The 26,222-nt window shown below is 72.2% G+C and carries 21 protein-coding genes; 14 read left to right on the top strand and 7 right to left on the bottom strand.

All coding sequences use genetic code 11. The features are described from left to right. The first annotated feature begins 44 nt into the window (after positions 1 to 44). The 3 genes from KY5_RS16765 (at position 45) to KY5_RS16755 (ending at position 2,843) form a co-directional block, all read left to right on the top strand. On the top strand, positions 45 to 1,022 hold the full coding sequence (locus KY5_RS16765) for an LCP family protein (protein WP_098243009.1): 978 nt from the start codon (positions 45 to 47) through the stop codon (positions 1,020 to 1,022). Between the two features lie 119 nt (positions 1,023 to 1,141). Beyond that, positions 1,142 to 2,044, top strand: a complete 903-nt coding sequence (locus tag KY5_RS16760; RefSeq protein WP_098243008.1) for a cellulose-binding protein — start codon at positions 1,142 to 1,144, stop codon at positions 2,042 to 2,044. Positions 2,045 to 2,369: 325 nt separating this feature from the next. After that, positions 2,370 to 2,843: a carboxymuconolactone decarboxylase family protein gene (locus KY5_RS16755; protein ID WP_098243007.1), complete on the top strand. Its 474-nt coding sequence runs from the start codon at positions 2,370 to 2,372 to the stop codon at positions 2,841 to 2,843. Here KY5_RS16755 and KY5_RS16750 read toward each other — a convergent pair. The 3 genes from KY5_RS16750 to KY5_RS16740 form a co-directional block, all read right to left on the bottom strand. Then, positions 2,788 to 4,431, bottom strand: coding sequence for a cation acetate symporter (locus KY5_RS16750; RefSeq protein WP_199843108.1), 1,644 nt, complete (start codon positions 4,429 to 4,431; stop codon positions 2,788 to 2,790). The genes KY5_RS16755 and KY5_RS16750 overlap by 56 nt on opposite strands. Then, complete coding sequence (locus tag KY5_RS16745) at positions 4,428 to 4,922, bottom strand: DUF485 domain-containing protein (protein WP_098243006.1); 495 nt, start codon at positions 4,920 to 4,922, stop codon at positions 4,428 to 4,430. The genes KY5_RS16750 and KY5_RS16745 overlap by 4 nt, the downstream gene beginning before the upstream one ends. A gap of 111 nt (positions 4,923 to 5,033) precedes the next feature. Beyond that, entirely contained in the window at positions 5,034 to 6,560 is a 1,527-nt protein-coding gene (locus KY5_RS16740) for an MFS transporter (protein ID WP_107645748.1), read from the bottom strand. Positions 6,561 to 7,022: 462 nt separating this feature from the next. Between KY5_RS16740 and KY5_RS16735 the strand changes: the two genes are divergently transcribed. After that, a complete protein-coding gene (locus tag KY5_RS16735) occupies positions 7,023 to 7,811 on the top strand; it encodes an ABC transporter ATP-binding protein (protein WP_098243005.1) in 789 nt (262 codons plus the stop codon). Further along, the gene (locus KY5_RS16730; protein ID WP_098243004.1) at positions 7,808 to 10,390 is read left to right on the top strand and encodes an ABC transporter permease; all 2,583 of its coding nucleotides are present in this window, start codon (positions 7,808 to 7,810) and stop codon (positions 10,388 to 10,390) included. Before KY5_RS16735 ends, KY5_RS16730 begins: the two co-directional genes overlap by 4 nt. Before the next feature lie 81 nt (positions 10,391 to 10,471). Here the strand turns inward: KY5_RS16730 and KY5_RS16725 are convergent, their stop codons facing one another. Further along, a complete protein-coding gene (locus KY5_RS16725) occupies positions 10,472 to 11,953 on the bottom strand; it encodes a DUF2079 domain-containing protein (RefSeq protein ID WP_098243003.1) in 1,482 nt (493 codons plus the stop codon). 401 nt (positions 11,954 to 12,354) lie between these two features. On the opposite strand from KY5_RS16725, the gene mfd reads away from it, so the two are divergent. Next, entirely contained in the window at positions 12,355 to 15,885 is a 3,531-nt protein-coding gene (gene mfd / locus KY5_RS16720; protein WP_098243002.1) for a transcription-repair coupling factor, read from the top strand. Positions 15,886 to 15,905: 20 nt separating this feature from the next. On the opposite strand, the gene KY5_RS16715 is transcribed toward mfd, so the two are convergent. Both KY5_RS16715 and KY5_RS16710 read right to left on the bottom strand, forming a co-directional pair. After that, positions 15,906 to 16,334 carry a nuclear transport factor 2 family protein gene (locus KY5_RS16715; protein WP_098243001.1) on the bottom strand — a complete coding sequence of 143 codons (429 nt, stop codon included), beginning with the start codon at positions 16,332 to 16,334 and terminating at the stop codon, positions 15,906 to 15,908. An 82-nt stretch (positions 16,335 to 16,416) separates the two neighbouring features. After that, the gene (locus tag KY5_RS16710) at positions 16,417 to 16,602 is read right to left on the bottom strand and encodes an Rv0909 family putative TA system antitoxin (protein ID WP_098243000.1); all 186 of its coding nucleotides are present in this window, start codon (positions 16,600 to 16,602) and stop codon (positions 16,417 to 16,419) included. Positions 16,603 to 16,752: 150 nt separating this feature from the next. Here KY5_RS16710 and KY5_RS16705 point away from each other — a divergent pair, with 150 nt between their 5' ends. From KY5_RS16705 to KY5_RS16695, 3 genes are all read left to right on the top strand, one after another. Continuing rightward, positions 16,753 to 17,457: an MOSC domain-containing protein gene (locus tag KY5_RS16705; RefSeq protein ID WP_159072536.1), complete on the top strand. Its 705-nt coding sequence runs from the start codon at positions 16,753 to 16,755 to the stop codon at positions 17,455 to 17,457. Then, complete coding sequence (locus tag KY5_RS16700; protein ID WP_234362751.1) at positions 17,454 to 18,182, top strand: HNH endonuclease family protein; 729 nt, start codon at positions 17,454 to 17,456, stop codon at positions 18,180 to 18,182. Before KY5_RS16705 ends, KY5_RS16700 begins: the two co-directional genes overlap by 4 nt. Positions 18,183 to 18,295: 113 nt before the next feature. Further along, entirely contained in the window at positions 18,296 to 19,042 is a 747-nt protein-coding gene (locus KY5_RS16695) for an N-acetyltransferase (RefSeq protein ID WP_098247297.1), read from the top strand. A gap of 1 nt (position 19,043) precedes the next feature. Here the strand turns inward: KY5_RS16695 and KY5_RS16690 are convergent, their stop codons facing one another. Beyond that, positions 19,044 to 19,832: a hypothetical protein gene (locus KY5_RS16690; RefSeq protein ID WP_098242998.1), complete on the bottom strand. Its 789-nt coding sequence runs from the start codon at positions 19,830 to 19,832 to the stop codon at positions 19,044 to 19,046. A gap of 176 nt (positions 19,833 to 20,008) precedes the next feature. Between KY5_RS16690 and KY5_RS16685 the strand changes: the two genes are divergently transcribed. The 5 genes from KY5_RS16685 to KY5_RS16665 all read left to right on the top strand — a co-directional run bounded on the left by KY5_RS16685 (position 20,009) and on the right by KY5_RS16665 (position 26,214). Beyond that, the gene (locus KY5_RS16685) at positions 20,009 to 22,102 is read left to right on the top strand and encodes an N-6 DNA methylase (RefSeq protein WP_098242997.1); all 2,094 of its coding nucleotides are present in this window, start codon (positions 20,009 to 20,011) and stop codon (positions 22,100 to 22,102) included. A gap of 138 nt (positions 22,103 to 22,240) precedes the next feature. After that, positions 22,241 to 22,756 carry a hypothetical protein gene (locus KY5_RS16680; protein WP_098242996.1) on the top strand — a complete coding sequence of 172 codons (516 nt, stop codon included), beginning with the start codon at positions 22,241 to 22,243 and terminating at the stop codon, positions 22,754 to 22,756. A gap of 32 nt (positions 22,757 to 22,788) precedes the next feature. Then, positions 22,789 to 24,303: a serine/threonine-protein kinase gene (locus KY5_RS16675; protein ID WP_098247296.1), complete on the top strand. Its 1,515-nt coding sequence runs from the start codon at positions 22,789 to 22,791 to the stop codon at positions 24,301 to 24,303. Between the two features lie 151 nt (positions 24,304 to 24,454). Next, entirely contained in the window at positions 24,455 to 25,123 is a 669-nt protein-coding gene (locus KY5_RS16670; RefSeq protein ID WP_098242995.1) for a SurA N-terminal domain-containing protein, read from the top strand. Between the two features lie 71 nt (positions 25,124 to 25,194). Beyond that, entirely contained in the window at positions 25,195 to 26,214 is a 1,020-nt protein-coding gene (locus tag KY5_RS16665; protein ID WP_098242994.1) for a nucleoside triphosphate pyrophosphohydrolase, read from the top strand. The last annotated feature ends 8 nt before the right edge of the window (positions 26,215 to 26,222 follow it).

Genomic DNA, 26,222 nt, shown 5'->3' with positions numbered 1-26,222 from the left:
GCGTTCGAACTGCGTAATCGGTTGGGTGGCCCGATCATGCGGGCATGGTGGAGAAGGGGAAGCGGCGGTGGCCCAAGCGGCTTGTGCTGGGGCTGGTCGCGTTGGTCGTGCTGGTTGCCGCGTACGGGGTCGGGCTCTATTTCTGGGCCGGGGCGCGGCTGCGGACCACCGACGCCTTCGCGGCGTACGAGGGGCGTCCGGACCGGGGCGCGGGCACCGACTGGCTGCTCATCGGGTCCGACAGCCGCTCCTCGCTCACCCCCGAACAGCGCAAGAAGCTCCACGTCGGCAACGACCAGGGGCTCAACACCGACACGATCATGGTCCTGCACCACGGCGACAGCGGGCCGTACCTCGTGTCGATCCCGCGTGACTCGTACGTCGCCATCCCCGGGCACGGCAAGGGGAAGATCAACTCCGCGTACGCGATCGGCGGCGCCCCGCTGCTCACCCGCACCGTCGAACAGGCCACAGGGCTCCGCCTCGACCACTACGGCGAGGTGAACTTCCTCGGCTTCGTGGACGTGGTGGACGCGTTGGGCGGTGTCCGCATCTGCGTACCCGAAGGGGGTCTGCGCGACGAGAAGTCGGGGGCGGACTTCGGTGCGGGGTGTCAGCGCATGGACGGGGTCCAGGCGCTCCAGTACGTACGGGCCAGGTACTCCGACCCCGAGGGGGACCTCGGCCGGGTGAAGCGCCAGCGGCAGTTGGTGAGCGCGGTCGCCGAGAAGGCCGTGAGCGTGCCGGTGCTGCTGCCGCCGTGGAAGCTGATTCCCTTCCTGAGCGCCTCGCTCGACGCGCTCACCGTCGACACGGACACCGGGGTGGGGGCACTGGCCAGGATGGGCCTCGCGATGGAGGGGCTCTCGGGCGGTTCGGGGGCCACCACGACCGTGCCCGTGGCGAGCGAGCCGGAGATCGCCGGGGTCGGCGATGTCGTCGTGTGGGACCCGGTCAAGGCCGACCGGCTCTTCGATGCGCTCAGGAATGACACCCCGATTCCGACTTCCGGCGCCAATTGACGCATCCTTGACCGGGTGGAGTGGGCGGAGTGTCGCGTTATGAGCGCTTCCGCTTGATCCATCAAGATGTGCGCCAATCGCGCTGTACGTGCGAGGTACGTCGGAGAGGGGATCCAAGGATGAGCAGCAGCGGTGCATCGTCGTCGCCGCACGGCTTCGTCACCGTGCGGGGTCGTGGCTACCGTCCCGAGCAGGTGGAGGCGTTCGCCGCCGGTCTTTCCCGGGAGCGGGACGGGGCGTGGGAGCGCGCCGCCCGGCTGACCGTCCTGGCCAAGGACATGGAGGTGCAGGCCGAGCACCTGCGCGACGTGGTGTCGCGGCTCGCCCCCCAGACGTACGAGACCCTCGGCGAGCGGGCCCGGCAGATCCTGGCGCTCGCCGAGACGGAGGCGGCCGCCCTGCACGCCGTTGCCGACGCCGACGCACAGCGCATGACGGACGAGGCGGAGGCCGACGCGCGCGCGGCCGCGGATGCCGCGCGCGGGTACGCCGACCGGGTGGGCGCCGCCGTCGACGAGTGGGCGGAGCGGCGGCTGCTCGCGGACCGCGCCACCGCGGACGAGGAGCGCGTCGGGGCCCGGCGTGACGTGAAGGAGTGGCGCGGTGAGGCGCTCGCCGTGCTGCGCGAGATGCGGCAGCGCACCGAGGGCATCCTCGCCGACCAGGAGAAGGAGCACGCCGAGCGCTGGGAGGCCGCCGAGCGGCAGATCGCCGAGCGCGAGTCCGCTGAGCAGGCCCGCGAGGCGGAGCTCGTCGCGGCGGCGCAGGCGCGGCTCGGCGAGGCGGAGCGGGCCCTCGCGGAGGCGGCGGAGTCGGCGCGGCACGGCCAGGAGGACGCCGAGGCGCGCGGCGCGGAGGTGATCGCGGAGGCGACGTTGCGGGAGGAGCGGATTGCTCGTGAGACGGAGCGGGTGCTTCGTGAGCACGGTGAGGAGTGGGATGAGGTGCGGGCTCACATGGATCACGTACGCAGCAGTCTTGCGGCCCTGACGGGCCGGGCGCCGGTGGAGGACACCCCGTGAGCGCGGGGTCTTGAGGGGGGCCGCCCCGCCGTGTTCTGACCGCGGGCCGGTGGGGGCTTGTCGCGCAGTTCCCCGCGCCCCTGAAGGGGCGCCCCCGGTGTGTTGGCCGCAGGCTGTGTGTGGCTGAGCGCGCAGTTCCCCGCGCCCCTGGCGGGGCGCGCCCGCAGGGCGCGGTTTTAGGGGCGCGGGGAACTGCGCGAGCAACCACGACGCACCCGCACCCGAAGAACCCGCCGTCAGAAAGCCTCACCCCCGCCCTGTCACATTCACGCCGCCCGATCCGTCAAGTAGGTGTAATCACCGGCCAGGACACTGGGAGCGCACCATGGAAGCTCGGCTGAACCTCTTCACCAACCCCGTCGCCGGCAAGCTCATCAAGCACCTGAATGCCGCGGGCAAGGCGATCGGCGAATCGCCGCTGCCCGCCGCCACGCAGGAGCTGGTGAAGATCCGCGCCAGCCAGATCAACGGCTGCGGCTTCTGCACCGACATGCACACCAAGGACGCCGCGCACGCGGGCGAGACCTCGGTGCGCCTCAACCTGATCGCCGCCTGGCGCGAGGCCACCGTGTTCACCGACGCCGAGCGCGCCGCCCTCGAACTCACCGAGCAGGGCACCCGCGTCGCGGACGCGGCCGGTGGGGTCACCGACGAGGCGTGGGCGAACGCGGCCAAGCACTACGACGAGGACCAGCTCGCCGCCCTGGTGTCGATGATCGCCCTCATCAACGCCTACAACCGCGTCAACGTGATGATCCAGATGCCCGCGGGCGACTACCAGCCCGGTCAGTTCGGCTGACCTGAGGCGCCGCACCCGCCAGGATCAGGCCCTCCACCGCCTCGTACCGCCGACGCTGCTCCGCCGCGTCGCCCCGGTCCGAAAGGCGGGTGCCCAGCCAGCCGAGGAAGAAGCCGAGGGGGATGGAGACGAGGCCCGTCGTCGTGAAAGGGAACCAGGCGAAGTCGTGGTGCGGGAAGGCCGCGTGCGGTGTGCCCGAGACGAGATTGGTTCCCGTCATCAGGACCGCGGCGCCGAGCGAGCCGCCGAGCAGGGTGCAGAGCAGGCCCGCCCGGGTGAAACGGCGCCAGAAGAGGCTGTAGACCAGGGCGGGGGCGAGCGCGGAGGCACCGAGGCAGAACGAGAGGGTGACGAGCGGTTGCAGGTTGCGGTCCTTGACCAGGACCGCGAGCAGGATCGCGGGCACCCCGATGGCCAGCGCGGAGGCGCGGGCCAGCCGCATCTCGCGCCGCGCGGAGAGGACGCCACGGCCGTCCTCGCCGCCGTCATCATCCGTGCCGCCGCCGTCCGCGCCGCGGCGGCCGTGCGCGAAGACGTCGTGGGCCAGGGAGTTGGCGCAGGCGAGGATCATGCCCGCCACCGACGCGAGCAGCGTCAGGAACAGGGCCGTGGTCACCGTGGTGAAGAGCAGGGTCTCCGCCGTGGAGAGGTCGGCGCCGAACGCGGCCCGGCCGACGAGCGCCGTCGCGCCGAAGCCGACGACGGTGATGACGAGGACGAACAGCGAGACGCAGGCCACCGCCCAGGACATCGAGCGGCGCGTCTCGCGGGCGCCGCGCGCGGTGTACATCCGCATCGTGACGTGCGGCAGCGCCGCCCCGCCGAGCACCACCGTCAGCTCCGAACTGATCATGTCAAGGCGGGGGTCGGGGCTCTCGGCGAACTGCAGTCCGGAGCGGAGGTAGGCGGGGCCCGCGCCGCTGCCGTGCTGGGCGGCGGACAGGAGCGCGCCGGGGTCCCAGTCGAAGCGGCGCAGTATGAGTACGGCGACCACCGTGCCGGAGCCGAGCAGCGTCACGATCTTGAGGATCTGGATGAGGGCGGTGCCCTTCATGCCGCCGATCGCCGCGTAGCCGATCATCAGGGCGCCGAGCGCGACGACACAGCCGGTCTCGGCGCCCTCGCCGGAGAAGCCGAGGACGAACGACAACAGGTCGCCCGCGCCCGCCAGTTGGACCAGCATCAGGGGCAGCAGGGCCGCGAGGGTCGCCGCGCACGCGGCGACGCGGACCGCGCGACCCGGCATCCGGCGCGCGAGCACGTCGCCCATGGTGAACCGGCCCGCGTTGCGCAGGGGTTCGGCCAGCAGGAACATCAGCAGGGTCAGGGAGAGCGCCGTGCTCAGGGCGAGCACCACGCCGTCGTACCCGAGGAGCGCGATCACGCCGCCGGTGCCGAGCACGGTGGCCGCCGAGATGTAGTCGCCCGCGATGGCGAGGCCGTTGCGCATCGGCGAGAGCGCGCCGAACCCGGTGTAGAACTCGTCGAGGTCGTCCTTGTCGGGTCCGGTCAGGACGCACAGCAGGAGCGTGAGGGTGACCACGGCGGTGAAGGCCACCAGGGACGTCGTCTCGGTGTCGGCGCTCACGGGCGGCCCCCGGGACAGGCCGTGGCCCGCGCCGAATCGGCCTGTCTGCGCAGGCGTTCGGCCAGCGGATCGAGTCGGCGGCGTGCCGTGTACTCGTACAGGAGCACGGCGAGGCCGGTGACGGGGAGCTGGCACAGGCCGAGCAGCAGCCCCGTGGGGAGGCCCGCGGTGACCGTGCCCGTCATCAGGGCCGGTGCGAAGGCCGACAGGGCGAGGAAGAGCGTGAAGTAGCCGAGCGCGGTGAGCGTGGCGACGCGGCGCTGGCCCCGGTAGGCGCCGCGCAGGATCCGCAGGTCGCTGTGGCGGCCCGGCGCCGGGTGGCGGGGCAGGCGGCGCGCGGGCGCTTGCGGCTGCCGGGGTCTGGGCTGCCAGGGGTAGGTGAGGTGCGGCTCGTACGGAGGGAGCGGCTGATGCGGCAGGTGTGGAGGGTGTGGCTGATGCGAGGGGTGTGGCTGGGGTGGGGGAGAGGCGTCGTGCGGAGGGTGGGCCATCCCGGTTCTCCTTGCGCGGCTTCCGGTCCGGTGGTGCGGACCGCAGGGAGCGAGGGGAGCCGAGACGTTACTCGCAAGTAGGCGAGGTGTGCGGGGTTTTCGGCAAACCGATCAGTCGGCCTGTTGCGTGGGGGACAACTGTTCCCGCTGGGATTCCAGTTGCTTCTCCTGGAGGACCGGGAAGCGCCGCGGCGCCACGAACAGGAGCGCGAGCAGGGCCAGTCCAGCCGCGCATCCCGCGCCCACGTAGACCGCGTCGACCGCCGCGTCCACGGCCCGCCGCAGCCGTTCCGGATCGGCCACCGAGCCCGGGTCGTCCAGGGAGCGGGCCACCGAGTCGAGCGAGCCCGCACCGCCCAGGCGCGCGGCGAGCACGCCGTTGGCCACCGCCCCGAACAGGGCCGCGCCCAGGGTCTGGCCGATCTGTCGGCAGAACAGCACGGAAGCGGTGGCCGTGCCGCGCTCGGCCCAGCCGACGGTGGACTGGACGCCCACGATCAGCGGGAGCTGGAAGAGGCCGAGCGCCGCGCCCAACAGGAGCATGATCAGGGCAGGTTGCCAGGCCGTGCCGGGGTAGGGGAGCAGCGGGAAGGCGAGCAGGATCAGGCCCGCCGCCGAGATGCCGACGACGGCGGTGTCGCGGAAGCCGATCCTGCGGTACACGTGCTGGCTCAGGGCGGCCGACACCGGCCAGCTCAGGGTCATCACGGAGAGCACGAACCCGGCGGCCACCGGCGCCAGTTGGAGCACGGACTGCGCGTACGTCGGCAGGAACACGGTCGGCGCGACCATCAGCAGGCCCAGCGCGCCGAGTGCCAGGTTGACCGCGGCGATGGTGCGCCGCCGCCACACCCAGCCGGGGATGATCGGCTCCTTCGCGCGCCGCTCGATCGCCACGACGACGGCGACGAGGACGGCGCCGGTGCCGAACAGGGCCAGCGAGGGCGCCGAGAGCCAGGGCCAGGCCACCCCGCCCTGGACGAGCGCGGTGAGCAGGACCCCGCCGCAGGCGAAGACGGCGAGGGCGCCCGCCCAGTCGATGTTCGGCCGGGGCGCGGCGGCCCGTGCGGGCTCGTGCAGATGGCGCACGATCAGCCAGAGCGCGACGGCCCCGACCGGCAGGTTGATCAGGAAGATCCACCGCCAGTCCGCGTACGAGGCGATCAGGCCGCCGATGGCCGGACCCGCGACCGCCGCGACCGCCCACACCGTGGACAGCTTCGCCTGGATCTTGGGGCGCTGCTCCAGCGGGTAGAGGTCGGCGGCGAGCGTCTGGACGGTGCCTTGCAGGGCGCCGCCGCCCAGGCCCTGGACGATGCGGAAGGCGATGAGGGCGCCCATGTTCCACGCGCTCGCGCAGAGCACGGAGCCGACGAGGAAGAGGATGCTGCCCGCGATGAGCACCGGCTTGCGGCCGAAGGTGTCGGAGAGCTTGCCGTAGACGGGCAGGCTGACCGTGACGGCGAGCAGATAGCCGGAGAAGAGCCAGGAGAAGACGGAGAAGCCGCCGAGGTCGCCGACGATCTGCGGTACCGCGGTCGACACGATCGTGGCGTCCAGGGCGGCGAGCGCCATGGCGAGCATGAGCGCGGCGACGACCTTGCCCCGGCCGCGTAGCGCGTCGCCTCCGCCCCGCATCGCCTCGCCCCGGCCCCGTATCGCGTCCTGCGAGTCCACGAAGATCCCTTCCCCCAGCACCGGTTGCTGCGGGCCACCATCTCACCCGGGGCCCGGTGGGGGGAGGGGCGCACGGGTGGGTGGACGGAATCGCGGCAGGTGGGGCGTGGTCCGGTCGGCACGAGGGTGGAGCAACCCTGAGAAGCGCTCCACCGGGAGGTGGAGATCCCCTAGGGGAACCTCCGTACTACGGACCGGGGGCCCTTCGTCCCGCTGGAGGATGAGAAGGCCACGGGCCCGTTCTTAGATGGTCTTTACGACGACCCGCCGCGCCGGCGGGAGGTCGAGCCACACGACGGGGGTGGGGTTTTCCCCACGAGAAGACTGCGCTCTGCACCAGCGCGCCGGGCCCCCTCACGAGACCAGACTGAAGCGCGAAGCGCACTCATGTGAACCGCACATGACCAACATAGGAGACGTACCGTGACAACGGCTGTAACCACACCCAGGCACGGGGGCACTGGCGGGCGTACGGCCGTGGCGGCACGGGCACGCCAGGTCGTGAAGGCGTACGGCTCGGGGGAGACCCGGGTCGTCGCGCTCGACCACATCGACGTGGACATCGCCCGGGGGCAGTTCACCGCCATCATGGGCCCCTCGGGCTCCGGCAAGTCGACCCTGATGCACTGCCTCGCGGGCCTCGACACGGTCAGCGCCGGGCAGATCTACCTCGACGAGACCGAGATCACCGGCCTCAAGGACAAGAAGCTCACCCGGCTCCGCAGGGACCGGATCGGCTTCATCTTCCAGGCGTTCAACCTCCTCCCCACCCTGAACGCCATCGAGAACATCACGCTCCCGATGGACATAGCGGGCCGCAAGCCCGACCGCGCCTGGCTGGACCAGGTCGTGGAGACCGTGGGCCTCGCGGGACGCCTCAAGCACCGCCCCACCGAGCTCTCCGGCGGTCAGCAGCAGCGCGTCGCCGTGGCCCGCGCGCTCGCGTCCCGGCCCGAGATCATCTTCGGTGACGAGCCGACAGGAAACCTCGACTCCCGTGCGGGCGCGGAGGTGTTGGGCTTCCTGCGCCGCTCGGTGACCGAGCTCGGCCAGACCATCGTGATGGTCACGCACGACCCGGTCGCCGCCTCGTACGCGGACCGCGTCCTGTACCTCGCCGACGGCCGGATCGTCGACGAGATGCACCACCCCACCGCCGACCAGGTCCTCGACCGCATGAAGTCCTTCGACGCGCGGGGGCGCACGTCATGACCGTCCTCAAGACCTCGATGCGCAACTTCTTCGCGCACAAGGGCCGCATGGCGCTCTCCGCCGTGGCCGTGGTCCTCTCGGTGGCGTTCGTGTGCGGCACGCTCGTCTTCTCCGACACCATGAGCACCACCTTCGACAAGCTCTTCGCGGCGACCTCCGCCGACGTCACCGTCACCCCCAAGTCCGCCGAGGACGCGGGCGATGCGCCCCGCAGCGGCAAGCCCGAGTCGATGCCCGCCTCCGTCGTCCAGGAGGCGAGGAAGGCCGAGGGCGTCAAGTCCGCCGAGGGCGCGGTCATGAGCCAGAGCGTGACCGTGGTCGACTCCGAGAACAAGAACATGGGGCCGACCAGCGGCGGCCCGACCATCGCGGGCAACTGGACGCACAACGACCTGCGTTCGATGGACATCACCTCGGGCCACTCGCCGCGCGGGCCCACCGAGATGATGATCGACGCCGACACCGCCGACAAGCACGACCTCAAGATCGGCGACTCGCTGCGCACCATCGCCGCCACCGGCGACCACACCGCGAAGATCTCCGGCATCGCCACCTTCAAGGTGACCAACCCCGGTGCCGCGATCGTCTACTTCGACACCCCGACCGCGCAGCGCGAACTCCTCGGCACCACGGGCAGGTTCACGCACGTCAACCTCACCGCGGCGGCGGGCGTCAGCGACACCGAGCTGAAGCAGGACGTCACCGCGGCCCTCGACAAGGGCACCTACGACATCAAGACGCAGAAGGAGAGCGCCGACGACAACCGCAAGTCTGTCAGCGGCTTCCTCGACGTCATGAAGTACGCGATGCTCGGCTTCGCCGGGATCGCCTTCCTCGTCGGCATCTTCCTGATCATCAACACCTTCTCGATGCTGGTCGCCCAGCGCACCCGCGAGATCGGCCTGATGCGCGCCATCGGCTCCAGCCGCAAGCAGGTCAACCGCTCCGTGCTCGTCGAGGCCCTGCTGCTCGGCGTGTTCGGCTCGATCCTCGGGGTCGGCGCGGGCGTCGGACTCGCCGTCGGCCTGATGAAGCTCATGTCGGGCATGGGCATGGAACTGTCCACCGGCGACCTCACCGTCGCCTGGACGACCCCCGTCATCGGCATGGTCCTCGGCGTCGTCGTCACCGTCCTCGCCGCCTACCTCCCCGCACGACGGGCCGGCAAGGTCTCGCCGATGGCCGCGCTGCGCGACGCGGGCACCCCGGCCGACGGCAGGGCCGGCGCGCTGCGCGCCGCCATCGGCCTGGTCCTCACCGGCGCGGGCGGCTTCCTCCTCTACACCGCCTCGCAGGCGGACAAGGCCAGCGAGGGCTCGCTCTTCCTGGGCGGCGGCGTCGTCCTGACCCTCGTCGGCTTCGTCGTCGTCGGCCCGGTGCTCGCCTCCGGCGTCGTCCGCGTCATCAGCGCAGTGCTGCTCAGGGCGTTCGGCCCGGTCGGCCGGATGGCCGAGCGCAACGCGCTGCGCAACCCGCGCCGCACCGGCGCCACGGGCGCGGCCCTGATGATCGGCCTCGCCCTGGTCGCCTGCCTCTCCGTCGTCGGCTCCTCGATGGTCGCTTCGGCCACCGACGAGCTCGACAAGTCGGTCGGCGCGGACTTCATCGTCCAGCCCACCCAGCCCGGCATCTCCATCACGCAGAAGGCCGCCGACGCCCTCGGCAAGGCCGAGCACATCTCCCACATCACGCGCTACAAGCAGATCAACGCGGACCTGACCACGCCCGCGGGCAAGACCGTGGACGGGGTGGGCATGAGCGCCGCCGACCCGACGTACGCCCAGGACCTGCGGCGCGAGACGACCGCGGGCACGCTGTCCGCCGCGTACGGCAAGAACGCCATGTCGGTCGGCGAGGACTTCGCCAAGAAGCACGGCCTGAAGGTCGGCGACGAGCTGAAGGTCGCCTTCGAGCACGGCAGGTCCGCCCAGCTGAAGCTCGCGGCGATCACCTCGGACGACGGCTCGGTCGACAACGGCGCGATGTACACCAACATCACGACCCTGGAGAAGTACGTCCCCGCGGACCGGATGCCGCAGAACGACATCATGTTCGCCTCCGCCGACAAGGGGCAGCAGGACGCCGCGTACCAGTCCCTGAAGGACTCGCTCGCCAAGTACCCGCAGTACAAGGTGATGGACCAGAGCGACTTCAAGCAGACGCTGAAGGACCAGGTCGGCCAGATGCTGAACATGGTCTACGGTCTGCTCGGCCTCGCGATCATCGTCGCGATCCTGGGCGTCGTGAACACCCTGGCGCTCTCGGTGGTGGAACGCACCCGGGAGATCGGCCTGATGCGGGCGATCGGCCTCTCGCGCAGGCAGCTGCGCCGCATGATCCGCATGGAGTCCGTGGTCATCGCCCTCTTCGGCGCGCTGCTCGGCCTCGGGCTCGGGATGGGCTGGGGAGCGACGGCCCAGAAGCTGCTCGCCCTTGAGGGCCTGAAGGTCCTGGAGATCCCCTGGCCGACGATCATCGCGGTCTTCGTCGGATCCGCGTTCGTGGGCCTGTTCGCGGCGCTCGTCCCGGCCTTCAGGGCGGGCCGGATGAACGTACTGAACGCGATCGCCACCGAGTAGCCACCTCGACGGGGGACACGGGGGAACGGGGGAGTCGGTCCCGGCAGGTGCTGCGCGCACCCGCCGGGACCGACTGTTCTCTCACGCCTTGCGCAGCAGTACGTAGCCGTGGGCGGTGCCCTCGACGGTGTAACCGGCGCCCCGGTGCAGGCTGTTGGCGTACCCGACGGGGTCCTTGGTCCAGCCCGAGCGGATGTCGAGCGCCACGTAGTCGGGGACGACGGGGCGTGCCGCGCCCACCCAGTAGACGCGGGTGCGGTCGGTGAGCCTGCTGATCGGGCCGATGTTCGCCTCGACGCTCGCCCCGTCGGGGATCCGCCCGAGCAGCCGCTCCACGGCGAAGACCTCCCCGCTCTTCTCGTACGTCGCGGCCTCGGTGAGCCGGGCGAGCGGCAGGGACGGGGTCAGGGCGAGGGCCGCCGCGGCGGCGCAGGCGGGCAGCTTGTCGGCGGCGGCGCGCAGCCACGGCCGTCCGCTGCCGCGGGCCCGCTCGACGGCGTCGACGAGGGCGAGCACGACCACCGGCATCAGGACGGCGCTGTAGTGCCAGTCGGTGCCCCAGTAGTGCTCCTCGGCGGAGACGAAGCGCCAGCCGATCGTGGGCAGCGCGATCAGGAGCAGCGGCGAGCGCAGCGCGAGCAGTCCGGTGGTGGGGATCAGCAGCCAGGCCAGCGTGCGCAGCTTGGTCCCCGTGCCGTCGAAGGCCCCCGCGGTCGCGCCCGCCTCGCCGACCTTGTCCCAGTAGTCGTACGCGCCGCCGGAGTTGAAGGCGGGGATGATCAGCGTGAGCGTGACGAGGGTGGCGACGAGTCCGAACGCGACGGTGCCGAGCGCCCAGGGCAGGTCCTTCGGCGACTCGCGGCGGCAGCGGATCGCCACGACGGCGGCGATGGCCGCGACGGTCACCCCCAGGTCCTCCTTGACGAGCACCAGCGGCAGCGCCCAGAGCAGCGCGGCCCGCCAGCGCCGCAGCAGCAGCGCTTCGAGGGAGAAGGCGATCAGCGGTACGGCGAAGCAGATCTCGTGGAAGTCGAAGTCCACGGCGCGCTGGACGCCCCAGGAGAAGCCGTACGCGATCCCGATGGCGAGCCCGGAGCCGCGCCCCAGGAGCCGCGTCGCCACGCGCGTGACGGGCACGGCGGACAGGGCGAACAGCAGGGCCTGCGCGATCAGCAGGGTCACGGGCGAGGGGAAGACCCGGTAGAACGGCGCGAGCAGCGCGGTGACGGGGCTGAAGTGGTCGCCGAGGATGTTCGCCCCCGGCCCCTTGAGCTCGGCGACAGGGGCCTGGAGGTGCGCGTAGGCGCGGACGGCCTGCTCGAAGATCCCGAGGTCCCAGGAGAGGTTCTCCATGCGGCGGTAGCGGGTGTACGAGAGCAGTGCGTAGGCGACGAAGAGTCCGAGGGCGAGCAGCTGGGGGGCGCGGTCCCAGAGGACGCGGCCGCCGGGACCCGGGCCGGGCCCTGGCCCGCCTCCGGTCTCGGCTCCGGTCCCGGGCCGCGCCGGTATGAGCCCGGCGTCGGCCTCCGGGTCGGCCGCGGTGACGGAATGGGCTCCGGACATGGGCTGGCTTTCTGGTCGAAGGAGCGGGAGCCGGGTGGGGCTCCCGGAACGTTCGGGGCGACGAGCACGGTGTTCGAGGTGTTCGAGATGCGGTACGACCCGGCTCAGGGTGCCATCCCTCGGGGGAAAAGCCCCAGGAGGGCTGGCGGCGGGTCCCGGATCAGGGGCCTGTCTACCCGGACGAGGCACCCGCGATTCGCCTGACGAGCCGCCTGTGAGCCCCTTGTGAGCCGCCTGTGAGTCCCCTGTGGGCCGCCCGGCGAGCCGCGCCTGTCGGTGATGAGTCGTACGCTGGATACCCCCGGTCCGTGACACGTGCCGGGCCCTTCGCGTTGCCCACCCGGCCGTGATCGCACGCCGGAATCCCGCACACTCCCACGGAACCTGGACGGAAAGCCTTCATGAGCCTGCACGGTCTGCTCGACGCCGTCGTCAAGGACTCCGCACTCGCCGAAGCGGTCAAGGCCGCGACCGACGGCCACCGCGCCCACGTCGACCTGGTGGGACCGCCCGCCGCGCGCCCCTTCGCGGTGGCCGCGCTCGCCCGCGAGTCCGGCCGTCCCGTGCTCGCCGTGACGGCCACCGGACGTGAGGCTGAGGACCTGGCGGCGGCGCTGCGCACGATCCTGCCGCCGGACGGCGTCGTCGAGTACCCCTCCTGGGAGACGCTCCCGCACGAGCGCCTCTCGCCCCGCTCCGACACGGTGGGCCGCCGCCTCGCGATCCTGCGCCGCCTGGCGCACCCGAGCACGGACGACCCGGAGACCGGACCGGTCTCGGTGATCGTCGCTCCCGTGCGCTCCGTGCTCCAGCCGCAGGTCAAGGGCCTGGGCGACCTGGAGCCCGTGGCACTGCGCAGCGGCCAGACCACGGATCTGAACGAGGTCGTGGAGGCGCTCGCCGCCGCCGCGTACTCCCGGGTCGAACTGGTCGAGAAGCGCGGCGAGTTCGCGGTCCGCGGCGGCATCCTCGACGTCTTCCCGCCCACCGAGGAGCACCCGCTGCGCGTGGAGTTCTGGGGCGACGACGTCGAGGAGATCCGTTACTTCAAGGTCGCCGACCAGCGCTCCCTGGAGGTCGCCGAGCACGGTCTGTGGGCGCCGCCCTGCCGCGAGCTGCTGCTCACCGACGACGTACGGGAGAAGGCCGCGGCCCTCGCCGAGCAGCACCCGGAGCTGGGCGAGCTGCTCGGGAAGATCGCCGAGGGCATCGCGGTGGAGGGCATGGAGTCCCTCGCCCCGGCCCTGGTGGACGACATGGAGCTGCTGATCGACGTCATGCCCGAGGGCTCCATGGCGGTGGTCTGCGACCCGGAGCGGGTGCGCACCCGCGCGACCGACCTGGTGGCGACGTCGCAGGAGTTCCTCCAGGCCAGCTGGGCGGCGACGGCGGGCGGCGGCGAGGCGCCGATCGACGTGGGCGCGGCCTCGCTGTGGGGCATCGCGGACATCCGCGAGCACGCGCGCGAGCTCGGCATGATGTGGTGGTCGGTCTCGCCGTTCGCCGCCGATGAAGAGCTGGACCAGGACACCCTCAAGCTCGGCATGCACGCCCCCGAGACGTACCGGGGCGACACCGCGAAGGCGCTCGCCGACACCAAGGGCTGGCTCGCGGACGGCTGGCGCGTCGTGTACGTCACCGAGGCGCACGGACCCGCCGCGCGCACGGTCGAGGTGCTCGGCGGCGAGGGCATCGCGGCCCGGCACGACGCGGACCTCGCCGACCTCGCCCCGTCCGTGGTGCACGTGTCCTGCGGCTCGATCGACTACGGCTTCGTGGACCAGGCCCTCAAGCTCGCGGTCCTCACCGAGACCGACCTGTCGGGCCAGAAGGCGGCGGGCAAGGACGGCCAGCGGATGCCCGCGCGGCGCCGCAAGACCATCGACCCGCTGACCCTCGAATCCGGCGACTACATCGTCCACGAGCAGCACGGCGTCGGCCGCTACATCGAGATGGTGCAGCGCACGGTCCAGGGCGCGACCCGCGAGTACCTCGTCGTGGAGTACGCCCCCGCCAAGCGCGGCCAGCCGGGCGACCGGCTCTACATCCCCACCGACCAGCTGGAGCAGATCACCAAGTACGTCGGCGGCGAGGCCCCGACGCTGCACCGGCTCGGCGGCGCCGACTGGACCAAGACCAAGGCGCGGGCGAAGAAGGCGGTCAAGGAGATCGCCGCGGACCTCATCAAGCTGTACTCCGCGCGCATGGCGGCCCCGGGGCACGCCTTCGGCGCGGACACCCCCTGGCAGCGCGAGCTGGAGGACGCCTTCCCGTACGCGGAGACGCCCGACCAGCTCACCACCATCGCCGAGGTCAAGGAGGACATGGAGAAGACGGTCCCGATGGACCGCCTGATCTGCGGCGACGTGGGCTACGGCAAGACGGAGATCGCGGTCCGCGCGGCCTTCAAGGCCGTGCAGGACGGCAAGCAGGTCGCGGTCCTGGTGCCCACCACGCTCCTGGTCCAGCAGCACTTCGGCACGTTCTCCGAGCGCTACTCCCAGTTCCCGGTCAACGTGCGGGCGTTGAGCCGCTTCCAGACCGAGACCGAGTCGAAGGCGACCCTGGAGGGCCTGCGCGACGGGTCCGTGGACATCGTCATCGGCACGCACCGCCTGTTCTCCTCGGAGACCAAGTTCAAGGACCTCGGCCTGGTCATCGTCGACGAGGAGCAGCGCTTCGGCGTCGAGCACAAGGAGCAGCTCAAGAAGCTCCGCGCCAACGTCGACGTCCTGACCATGTCGGCGACCCCCATTCCCCGTACGCTCGAAATGGCGGTCACCGGCATCCGCGAGATGTCGACGATCACCACCCCGCCGGAGGAGCGCCACCCGGTCCTGACCTTCGTCGGCCCGTACGAGGAGAAGCAGATCGGCGCGGCCATCCGCCGTGAACTCCTGCGCGAGGGCCAGGTCTTCTACATCCACAACCGCGTCGAGTCGATCGACCGCGCGGCGGCCAGGCTCAGGGACATCGTGCCCGAGGCGCGCATCGCCACCGCCCACGGCCAGATGTCCGAACAGGCCCTGGAACAGGTCGTGGTGGACTTCTGGGAGAAGAAGTTCGACGTCCTCGTCTCGACGACGATCGTCGAGTCCGGCATCGACATCTCGAACGCCAACACGCTGATCGTGGAGCGCGGCGACAACTTCGGCCTCTCCCAGCTCCACCAGCTGCGCGGGCGCGTCGGCCGTGGCCGCGAGCGCGGCTACGCCTACTTCCTCTACCCGCCGGAGAAGCCGCTCACCGAGACGGCCCACGAGCGCCTCGCCACCATCGCGCAGCACACGGAGATGGGCGCGGGCATGTACGTGGCCATGAAGGACCTGGAGATCCGAGGAGCAGGAAACCTCCTGGGCGGCGAGCAGTCGGGACACATCGCGGGCGTCGGCTTCGACCTCTACGTACGCATGGTCGGCGAGGCGGTGGCCGACTACCGCGCGTCCCTGGAGGGCGGGGTCGAGGAGGAGCCGCCCCTGGAGGTCAAGATCGAGCTCCCGGTCGACGCGCACGTCCCCCACGACTACGCGCCCGGCGAGCGGCTGCGCCTCCAGGCCTACCGCGCCATCGCCTCCGCGAACACGGAGGAGGACGTCAAGGCGGTCCGCGAGGAACTCACCGACCGCTACGGCAAGTTGCCCGAGCCGGTGGAGAACCTGCTGCTCGTCGCGGGCCTGCGGATGCTGGCCCGCGCGTGCGACGTCGGCGAGATCGTGCTCCAGGGCAACAACATCCGCTTCGCGCCCGTGGAGCTGCGGGAGTCGCAGGAGCTGCGCCTGAAGCGCCTCTACCCCGGCACGGTCATCAAGGCGAACGCCAACCAGGTCCTCGTCCCCCGCCCGAAGACCGCGAAGGTCGGCGGCAAGCCGCTGGTCGGGCGCGAACTGCTCGGCTGGGTGGGGGAGTTCCTCACCTCGATCCTCGGGTCGTAGCCCCGGAGAGGGGCGGCCCGTCAGGTCGCGGGGGTGCACGCCCGCGCGACCGACAGGCTGTTCTCGTAGAGGTGGTGCCGGGTGATGCGGCCGTCCTCGACGGTCAGGCGCAGGGCGAACGGGCCCTCGAAGGACTTGCCCGTCGCGCTGACGGTCCCCGAGAGGTGGCCGAGGATGACGGCGTCGGTGCCGTCGACGAGGAGGGCGTCCATGGAGGCGCGGGAGTCCTCGGCGACGGTGTGGCGCGCCAACTCCTCGCCCTGCGCGGCGCATTCGGCGCCGGTGGCGCGCGGCCTGATCCACGGGACGACGGGGTTGTCGGCGAGCAGCCAGTCGACCTCGTCGGCGAAGATCTCCGTGAGCCGCGCGGTGTCGGCGCCGAGACGGGCCGTCAGGAACTCCTGGACGGTGGCGCGGGTGGCTTCTTCGGTGGTCTGTCGTGTGTCCATGCCCCTGAGGATCGCCCGGCCGCCGGGGCCGGGTCGATTACCCCGGAGGTCATGTGCCGGGTCGGATGCCCCCCGGGGGGGGCTACTTCTCCGGCCTTCCCGGCTTGTCGTCGTCGACGCCGAGCCGGTCGTCCGCCTGCTGCTCGGCCTCGGCGACCTTGTCGGCGTACCTGTCGCCGGTCTTCTCGTTCACCTCTTCCGTCAGCGCGTCCGAGATGTCCTTCGCCTTGTCCTGGGCCTGGTCCTTGAACTTGTCGAAGATGCCCATGGGGAGAGCTCCTTGCGGAGAGGGGAGGGGGAGGCACGATCGACGATACGTCCGAGGTGTCCGGTTCGCCCGCCGGGGGGAGATATGGTCTGGACCACTTGGTCGTTACCGTGGTGGCTGCATGAGTCCGCCCAGGGGAGGGAGAGCGCCGTGTCGCTCAAGGTCGTGGGTCTGAACAGTTTTCCGGTGAAGTCGATGCTCGGCGTGGCGCACGAGCGGCTCGACTTCGACGCGCGCGGCGCCGTGGGCGACCGGCTGTGGGCCCTGCGGCACGCGGACGGCAAGCTGAGCAGCGGCAAGAACAGCCGCCGCTTCCGCCGGGTGCCCGGCATGCTCGAACACACCGCGGCGTACGACGCGGACGGCATCCCCTTCGTCACCGCGCCGGACGGCGAGGTCCTGCGCCCCGGCGACCCGCGGATCCCCGAGCGATTCGGCGAGGGCGTCGAGTTGGCGCGCGAGGGCGCGGAGAGCCACCAGGACGCCGCCGCGGTCTCCCTCGTCGGCACCGCCTCGCTGCGCGCGCTCGGCGACCTGCTCGGTGACGCCGACCCCGTCGACGTACGACGGCTGCGCAAGAACATCGTCGTGCGGACCGACGAGCCGTGGATCGAGGAGAGCTGGGTGGGCCGCGAGATCACCATCGGCGCCGAGGGCGCGGGGGAGCCGCTGCGGCTGCGCGTCACCGAGCGCGTCGCGCGCTGCGTCATGACCACCCAGGCACAGACGGGACTGCCCGCCGACAACCGCGTCCTGAAGACCCTCACCGCGGCCCGGGGCATGTGCATCGGGGTCTACGCGGACATCGTGACGCCCGCCCCGCTCGCCATCGGCGACTCGGTGGTGGCCCGGTGAACCGTCGTACCACCGGGGCCCTGCTCGCCCTGATCGCCGTTCCCGCGCTGCTCACCGGCTGTGAACTCGGCACGAAGGACAAGAAGGACGAGGGCGGCGCCGCGGGGCCCGACGCGAAGGCGGGCTCCGCCCTTGCCGCCGTCGAGACGCTCACCGTCAAGGGCCGTGCGCCCAAGACCGGTTACGAGCGGTCCCGGTTCGGCACCGCGTGGGCCGACACGGACTCCAACGGCTGCCCCACCAGGGACGACATCCTCAAGCGGGACCTGAAGGACGTCAGGTACCAGGGCGGGGACTGCCGGGTGGCGTCGGGGACGCTCGCGCCCGACCCCTACACCGGCAAGGACGTGACGTTCCGGCGCGGCCGCAGCCAGGTCGACATCGACCACCTCGTGGCCCTCTCGGACGCCTGGCAGAAGGGCGCCTTCCAGTGGGAGCCCGGCAAGCGCATCGCCTTCGCCAACGACCCGCTCAACCTCATCGCGGTCGACGCGGGCCCCAACCGCAGCAAGGGCGACGGCGACACGGCGACGTGGCTGCCGCCGGACAAGGCGTACCGCTGCACCTATGTGGCCGGGCAGGTGGCGGTGAAGAAGAAGTACGGGGTGTGGGTGACGGGCGCCGAGCGGGACGCGATGAAGAAGGTCCTGAACACCTGCCCGGACGAGAAGCTTCCGTCGGGCAACGCCCCGACAAAGGCCCCGCCCCGCTTCCACGCCCGCTGAACGAGGACAGTGGGGCGCCCCGTCAAGGAGCGCGGGGAACGGCGCGACCAGCCGAAACGCACCCGCGGAAAAACAAATACCGCTCACCCCGCGGAGCGCATACCGTGCGGCACATGCACCTCAAGATCACCACGCTGGCCGAGCGGCCCGACCTCGCAGGCCCCCTGTGGCGCATGGCAGATGACTGGCCGGAGTTCATCCTGCACGACCCGGTCGGCTGGTCCCTGATCGGCAGGATCGTCGCGGACCTCCCGGAGTACGTCCTGGTGGCCACGGACGAGGACACCGGCAAGGTCGTCGCCCGCGCGTTCAGCGTGCCCCTCGCGCTGCGCGCCCGCGCCGAGGGCGGGCTGCCCGACGGCGGCTGGGACCAGGTCCTGCTGTGGGCTTTCTCCGACCTGCGGCACGGCAAGGAGACGGACACGGTCAGCGCCATCGAGATCACCGTCGACGAGACGGCGCGGGGCAGGGGCGTCTCGGGACGGATGCTCGCGGCGATGCGCGAGAACGCCCGCGCCCGCGGCTTCTCCGAGGTGGTCGCGCCCGTGCGCCCCAACGCCAAGCACCGCGAACCGGCCGCGCCCATCGACGAGTACGCGTTCCGTACGCGCGAGGACGGTCTGCCCCACGACCCGTGGCTGCGGGTGCACGTACGGGCGGGCGGCGTCATCGAGAAGGTCGCGCACGCCTCCATGACGGTGTCGGGCTCGACCGCGCAGTGGCGCGAGTGGACGGGCCTGCCGTTCGACGCGGAGGGCGAGGTCGAGGTGCCGGGCGCGCTGGTGCCCGTGCACTGTGAACTCGCCCGCGGCTACGGCGTGTACGTCGAGCCGAACGTGTGGGTGCGGCACACGCTCTGAGTCAGCCCAGCTCGTCCAGGTCGACGACGTCGCCGGTGGGCGGCGTCGCCTTGACCGGCTTGTCGTAGTCGCCGAAGGTCAGCGTCTCCGGCTTGCCGCCGCCGGTCGTCGTGTCGATCCGCAGGAGGTACGGCTTGCCCTCGGTGGCGACGTAGATCGTGTACTTGTCCTTGCCGCTGCTCTCGGTGAGCTTGATCGCGGGGGTGCCTTCGACCGTGGTCGTGCCGCCCCTGCGGGCCACGGAGCCGCCCTTGAAGTCGGCGAGCAGGGCGTCGAGGTCGCAGAACCCGGAGATCTCCTTCGCGTCCTCGCTCGTCGTCCGGGTCTTGGTCCAGCGGTTGGCGAGCATGTCCACCGCGGCCTGCACGTCGGCCGCGGGCTCGCCCTTGCTCTGCGCGCGCAGGAACTTCTCGTCGTACTTGAGGTAGGCGGTGGTGCGGCCCGGAATCCTCAGCTCCATCGAGCCCTGGTCGCCCATGCCCATCGTGCCCGCGCACCTGCCGCCGGTGTCCAGGGCCATGTCCATCGACATCAGGCCCGTCTCCGCGTCGGCGACGTCGCCCGAGATGCGCAGGGACTTGGCGCCCGCGGTGGTCTTCATGGCCTTCTCCGCGATCTCGCCGCCGGACATCCCGGCGAACGGTCCCTTCGGCTTCGCCGCGGCGACCCGGTCCTTCTTCCCGGACTCGGTGCCGCAGGCCGTCAGGCCCACGGTCGCGGCGGTGGCGAGGCAGACCGCGGCGATCGCGGTACGGCGGGCGCGCAAGGGCTGGCGCTGAAGCTGACGCATGGAATCCCCCCAGGGAAGTCGTTCGGTGAAGGACATCAGAGCAGGAGTGTGTGAACCGAGTCAACACGATGATGTGTGAATCATGGGTTTACGGCCGTGAAGCAATCCGTGCGGTCGCCCCCTGGGTATGCTCGACCCCGCGCGACTGACCCCGCGCGTCGAAGGGGAGCTGCCGGATGAAGCCGAGGGACGACGTCGCCGACACCGCTGAAGCGACCGACGCCACAGAAGTGACCGCCGCCGGAATCGCCCGGCTCGCCGGAGTCGGCCGCGCCGCCGTCAGCAACTGGCGCCGCAGGCACGGCGACTTCCCCCGGCCCGTCGGCGGCACCGAGACCAGCCCCTCCTTCGCGCTCGCCGACGTCGAACGGTGGCTGCGCGCCCAGGGCAAGCTCGTCGAGGTCCCGACGCGCGAACGCGTCTGGCAGCGGCTCGCGGGGCACCCGGCGGGCCCCGGCACCGCCCTCCTGCACGCGGGCTGCGCCCTGCTCCTGGTCCGCGACAGGCCCTCCGCCTGGCTCGCGGTCAGCGCCGTGTCCGACGAGCGGATGGCGCAGCTCCTGCCCGGCGAGCTCGACGAGGTGGTGAGCCTCCGCTTCGGGGTGCGCCGCAGGCGGGCCGTGCGGATCCCCGACGCCGTCGAACTCCTGCCGTCCGTACCGCTGTTGCGCGGCGTCGCCGAGCTCGCGGCCGAGCTCGGCGCCCAGCGGACGTACGAGTTCCTCCTCGGCAGGCACACCGAGGCCAACCCGCGCCAGTACACGCTCACGCCCGCGGGCCCCGCCGAACTGATGGCCCGCATCGCCGGACCCGCCCGCACCGTGCTCGACCCCGCGTGCGGCACCGGCGCCCTGCTGCGCGCCGTCGCGCCGCGCCCCGACCAGTGCCTGTACGGCCAGGACAGCGCGCCCGACCTCGCCGCCCTCACCGCCCTGCGCCTCGCCCTGAACTCCGACGCGACCGTGCGCAGCATGGCGTGCGACACCCTGCGTGCCGACGCCTACGAGGAGCGCAAGGCCGACGCGGTGCTCTGCCATCCGCCGTTCAACGAACGCAACTGGGGCCACGACGAGTTGGCCTACGACGCCCGCTGGGAGTACGGCTTCCCGGCCCGCGCCGAGTCCGAACTCGCCTGGGTCCAGCACGCGTTGGCCAGGCTCGTCGACGGCGGCACCGCGGTGCTCCTGATGCCGCCCGCCGCCGCGTCCCGCCGCTCGGGACGCCGCATCCGCGCCGACCTGCTGCGCAGGGGCGCGCTGCGCGCGGTGATCGCGCTGCCCGCCGGGGCGGCGCCCCCGTACAACCTGCCCCTGCACGTCTGGGTGCTGCGCAGGCCGGTGGCCGGTGCGCACCCGGCGCCCGAACTGCTCCTGGTGGAGGCGGCGGGGCTGCTCGCCGCCGACGGCAGGGACAAGCAGCTGTGGCCCGCCGTGCAGGACACCGTCCTCGACCTCTGGCACGGCTTCGACCGGCACGGCACCGTCGAGCCGAGGCCCGGCGCCGCCAGGGCCGTGCCCGTGCTCGAACTCCTCGACGACGAGGTCGACCTGTCGCCCGCGCGCAGGCTGCCGCCGTCCGCCGGGGGAGGCGGCAGCGCGGAGCTCGCGACCGTACGCGAAGGACTCGGCGAGGCGCTGCGGCGGGCCGCGGACCTCATGCCCCGCCAGACCGAGCCGGGGCGCGAGACCGCGTCCCGGCCGCTCACCACCGTCGGCGAACTGGCCCGCGCGGGCGCCCTCGTGCTGCACACCGGCACCGGGACGGGCCCCTCGGGCGGACCCGTGCTCACCGACCACGACGTGCTCGCGGGCACCGCGCCCTCCGGCACCGCCCCTTCGAGCACCGGCCACGACGGCACCGCCGAGGAACCCGCCGTGCTCACCGAACCCGGCGACGTCGTCGTCCCCCTCTTCGGCGGCGGCGCGGCGGCCCGCGTCGTCGACGAGGCCACCGCGGGCGCCGCGCTCGGCCGGGGTCTCGTCCTGCTCCGCCCCGACCAGGACGCCCTCGACCCGTGGTTCCTCGCCGGGTTCCTGCGCTCCACCGCCAACCACCGCCAGGCCAGCAGCTACGCCTCCACGTCGGCCAGGCTCGACGTGCGCCGCCTCCAGCTGCCCCGCCTGCCGCTCGCGGGCCAGCACGGCTACCGCGAACGCTTCCGCGAGCTCGCCGCGTTCGAGGACGCCCTGCGCCTGGCGGGGCGGCTGGGGGAACGGCTGGTGCGCGGGCTGCACGACGGACTGACGGACGGCACGCTTCCGCCCGAGTGACGCGAGCGGTGCCGCGACCGGGACCCGCCGCGCGCGCGTGACCAGTACGACAACGGTTCGGTACAACCCGGGACCACTTCCCCCGGTCGGCCTATACGCTCGAATCCGCACCCCGTTCTTCACGTACCAGGAGCAGCCATGCACGGCCACGGCTACGCGCCGCCGCAACCGCCGCCCCCCTCGGGCAGCTCGCCCGTGGCGCTGCGCGTGTTGTTCGTGGCCCTCGCGGTCGTGTCGTGCGGCATGCTCGCGTGGACCACGCTGCTCCGCCTCGCCCTGGTGACCCGCAAGGCGTACGACTGGGTCCTCTTCGCGCTCGTGGTCGCGCTCGACGTCCTGGCGCTGGCCCTCATCGGGGTCGACGAGGGCGTGGAGGACTTCGAGGGTCCCGGCAACACGGGCATGGTGATCCTTCTCTGCACGATGCTGGCCGCAGTCGCCTATTACCTGTACGCGGACATCCGTCACTTCGGCCGGTACCAGCAGCAGCCGCCCACCGGCTACGTACCGCCGCAGGCGCAGCCCGGCTACGGCTACCCGCCGCCGTACCAGCAGGCTCCGGTGCAAGGGCCCGACCCCGCCCGCATCCACCAGGTCCGCGCCGAGCTCGACGAGCTCAGCGACTACCTGCGCAAGCAGGAAGGCGGCAGCTGACCGTGGTACCCGGCACGGGGACCGGCGGCCGCGTGGTCGCGGGGCGCTACGAACTCTCCACGCTCATCGGCCAGGGCGGCATGGGCCAGGTCTGGACGGCGTACGACCAGCGCCTCGACCGCCGCGTCGCGGTGAAGCTGCTCCGCCCCGACCGGGTCGCGGGCGCCGAGGCCGAGGAGCTGCGCCGCCGCTTCGTGCGCGAGTGCCGGGTCACCGCGCAGGTCGACCATCCCGGGCTCGTCACCGTGCACGACGCGGGCAGCGAGGCCGAGGACCTCTACCTCGTCATGCAGTACGTCGACGGCGCGGACCTCGGCGACCACCTCGCCGAGCACGACCCCTACCCGTGGCAGTGGGCCGTCGCGGTCGCCGCCCAGCTGTGCGCCGTGCTCTCCGCGGTGCACGCCGTGCCGATCGTGCACCGCGACCTCAAGCCGCGGAACGTCATGGTCAAGCAGGACGGCACGCTCTCCGTCCTCGACCTGGGCATCGCCTCGGTGATGGACACCGACACCACCCGCCTCACCCACACCGGTTCGCCGATCGGCAGCCCCGCGTACATGGCGCCCGAACAGGCGATGGGCGGCGCGGTCGGCCCCTACACCGACCTCTACGCCCTCGGCGTGCTGATGCACGAACTCCTCAGCGGCGACGTGCCGTTCACCGGATCCACCGCGCTCGGCGTCCTGCACCGCCACCTCTACGAGCCGCCGCTGCCGGTGCGCCGCCTGCGCCCCGAGGTCCCCGAAGCCCTGGAGTCCCTCGTCCTGCGGCTGCTCGCCAAGGACCCGCAGCACCGCCACTCCAGCGCCCAGGAGGTCTACGAGGAACTGGCCCCGCTGCTGCCCGCGCGCGGCACCCCCTCCGGCCGCCCCCTCGACCCGACCCGCCCCTTCCTGCGCCCGCACGCGCCGTGGCCGGACCGCGCCGCGACGCCCGCGTCCGCCCCCGACATGCCGCCGCAGCCGCCCGGTTCACCGCCCCGGCAGGACGTCGCCCAGGCCGTCGACGACGTCAAGCGCCTCCTCGGCGAGGGCCGCATCACCCAGGCCGTGGACATCCTCGGCGCGATCCTCCCGGCCGCCGCCGCCAAGCACGGCGAGCACTCACCCGTCGTCCGCACCCTGCGCAAGCAGTACGCCGCCACCCTCATGGACGACGGCCAGTACCGCCGCGCCCTGCCCGAGCTGCGGCGCCTCGCCGACGAGCGGGCCGCCGAGTCCGGACAGGCCGACCCGCACTCCCTCCAGTTCAGGTACGAGGCGGCGCAGTGCCTGGAGCAGCTCGGCGAACCCGCCGCGGCGCTCGCCGAGTACCGCGCGCTGCTCCCCTATTACGAGAACCACTACGCGACGGACGACCGCCGCCAGGCCCTGGAGATCCGCCGCCGCGTCGGCCATCTGCTCCTCGCCCTCGGCGACCGCCCCGCCGCCCACGACACCCTCGCGCGCCTGCTGCACGACGCGGAGCTGCTGCACGGCCCCGGGCACCCCTTCCCCGCGGAGATCCGGCGCACCCTGCAATGGCTCGGACAAGTGCGCGGCTGACGCTCGTACGGCGGGGTGGAGGGTGCCCCAACTCCCGGGAAATCGTTGGTCGAATAGGTGTCGAATGGCTGGCCGAGAAGACGGCCACTGCCTACCATCGATCACCGCAAGACCTTGTGCACCGCCGCACAATCTCCAACGGGAGGCTCACTTGCACCGCCGTCGTCGCACAGCGCTCATCCTCTCCGCGGCCGCGATCGCCGCGGCCCCCCTCCTCACCGCCTGCGGAGGCGAGGCGCACCCCGGCGCCGCGGCCGTCGTCGGCGGCGACCGCATCACGGTGGCGCAGCTGGAGAGCCGGGTGAGCGAGGTGCGCGACGCGCAGCGGGCCGCCATTCCGGACGACGCCCAGTACACCCAGGCCATCGCCAAGTCCGGCGGCCTCACCCGCAGCACGCTGCACACGATGGTCCTCGACAAGGTCCTGCACCGCGCGGCCACCGACGCGGGGGTGAGCGTCACGCGCCGCGACATCCAGACCATGCGGGCCGGTCTGGAACAGCAGGCGGGCGGCCGCAAGGCCCTCGAACAGGGCTGGCTCCAGCAGTACGGCGTCGCCCCCGCGCGCCTCGACGACAGCTTCCGCACGGAGATCGAGGCCCAGAAGCTCGCCAAGAAGCTCGGCGCCGACATGAACGCTCCCGAGGGCCAGGCCCTCTTCTGGAAGGCGCTCTCGGCCGCCTCCAAGAAGCTCGACATCGACCTGAACCCGCGCTACGGCACCTGGGACGTCGACAAGAACAAGCGGGCCGACGCCAAGACGCCGTGGGTGCGCGAGGTCACGGACGCGGCGGCCCCGGCGCCTGACCAGCAGGCGTAGCGGGCCGGGCGGCCCCGCCCGCGCTTGTCCGCCCTGGCTGTTCTGTCAGCGGGCTGGGTTACGTTCGACAGGTGAACGCCACCGAGACCACACCCCCGGCCGACGCGTCAGGCCCCTCCGACGAGTCGGCCGGCCGCGTCATCCTGCTGACCACCAGCCACCGCGTCGCCCCGGGCCTGCTTTCCTGGCCCGCCTGGCAGGCGCTGCACGGCGCCGACGACGTGCTGTGCGCCGACGCCGGACACCCGCAGCTGCCGTATCTGCGGGAGGCGGGCGTGCGGGTCGAGCAGGCGGCGCCCACCGCGCAGGAGCTGGTCGACGCCTGCGCGGGCGGGCGCACGGTGCTCGTGATCGCCACCGCCGACGGCGAGAGTCCCCTCACCGATGGACTGGCCCGCCTTGCGGGTTCGGGCCGCGTCGCCATGCCCGACCTGGAGCTGCTCCCCGCCTCGTACGACCTGCCGGGCGCCCGCCTGCTCGACCTGGTCCAGGTGATGGACCGGATCCGCGAGGAATGCCCCTGGTCCTCGCAGCAGACCCACAAGGGCCTGGCGAAGTACGCGATCGAGGAGGCGTACGAACTGGTCGAGGCGATCGAGGAGGGCGAGCGGGGCGAACTGCGCGAGGAGCTCGGCGACGTCCTGCTCCAGGTCGTCTTCCACGCGCGCATCGCCGAGGAGGGCGGTCCCGACGAGGACGACGAGCCCTTCTCCATCGACGACGTCGCGGGCGGCATCGTCGACAAGCTCATCCACCGCCACCCGCACGTCTTCGGCGACGACTCGGCCGAGACCCCCGAGGACGTGAAGGCGCACTGGCTCCGTATGAAGGCGGTGGAGAAGCAGCGCACGTCGGTGACGGAGGGCATCCCGCTGGGCCAGCCGGGCCTCGCGTTCGCGGCGAAGCTGGCATCCCGGGTGCGGACGGCGGGACTTGAGGTGCCGGTGCCGAAGGGGGAGGGCGTCGGCTACGAGCTGCTCGCGCTGGCGCTGCGGGCGGAGGCGGCGGGCGTGGATCCGGAGGCGGCGCTCCGCGTGGCCGCGCGGGCGTACCGGGACGCGGTGCGGGCGGTCGAGGGGGCGGGGGCTTAGTACCGTTG

The organism is Streptomyces formicae (genome assembly GCF_002556545.1).
Lineage (GTDB): Bacteria > Actinomycetota > Actinomycetes > Streptomycetales > Streptomycetaceae > Streptomyces > Streptomyces formicae_A.
The sequence above is the reverse complement of the archived record's forward strand: the minus strand, read 5'-3'. Positions and strand labels throughout refer to the sequence as shown.

Excerpts from the sequence above, each read along its gene's own strand:
- KY5_RS16765 (WP_098243009.1), top strand. The coding sequence starts at position 45 with ATGGTGGAGAAGGGGAAGCGGCGGTGGCCCAAGCGGCTTGTGCTGGGG.
- KY5_RS16760 (WP_098243008.1), top strand. The coding sequence starts at position 1,142 with ATGAGCAGCAGCGGTGCATCGTCGTCGCCGCACGGCTTCGTCACCGTG.
- KY5_RS16755 (WP_098243007.1), top strand. The coding sequence starts at position 2,370 with ATGGAAGCTCGGCTGAACCTCTTCACCAACCCCGTCGCCGGCAAGCTC.
- KY5_RS16745 (WP_098243006.1), bottom strand. The coding sequence starts at position 4,922 with ATGGCCCACCCTCCGCACGACGCCTCTCCCCCACCCCAGCCACACCCC.
- KY5_RS16740 (WP_107645748.1), bottom strand. The coding sequence starts at position 6,560 with ATGCGGGGCGGAGGCGACGCGCTACGCGGCCGGGGCAAGGTCGTCGCC.
- KY5_RS16730 (WP_098243004.1), top strand. The coding sequence starts at position 7,808 with ATGACCGTCCTCAAGACCTCGATGCGCAACTTCTTCGCGCACAAGGGC.
- KY5_RS16725 (WP_098243003.1), bottom strand. The coding sequence starts at position 11,953 with ATGTCCGGAGCCCATTCCGTCACCGCGGCCGACCCGGAGGCCGACGCC.
- mfd (WP_098243002.1), top strand. The coding sequence starts at position 12,355 with ATGAGCCTGCACGGTCTGCTCGACGCCGTCGTCAAGGACTCCGCACTC.
- KY5_RS16715 (WP_098243001.1), bottom strand. The coding sequence starts at position 16,334 with ATGGACACACGACAGACCACCGAAGAAGCCACCCGCGCCACCGTCCAG.
- KY5_RS16710 (WP_098243000.1), bottom strand. The coding sequence starts at position 16,602 with ATGGGCATCTTCGACAAGTTCAAGGACCAGGCCCAGGACAAGGCGAAG.
- KY5_RS16695 (WP_098247297.1), top strand. The coding sequence starts at position 18,296 with ATGCACCTCAAGATCACCACGCTGGCCGAGCGGCCCGACCTCGCAGGC.
- KY5_RS16690 (WP_098242998.1), bottom strand. The coding sequence starts at position 19,832 with ATGCGTCAGCTTCAGCGCCAGCCCTTGCGCGCCCGCCGTACCGCGATC.
- KY5_RS16685 (WP_098242997.1), top strand. The coding sequence starts at position 20,009 with ATGAAGCCGAGGGACGACGTCGCCGACACCGCTGAAGCGACCGACGCC.
- KY5_RS16680 (WP_098242996.1), top strand. The coding sequence starts at position 22,241 with ATGCACGGCCACGGCTACGCGCCGCCGCAACCGCCGCCCCCCTCGGGC.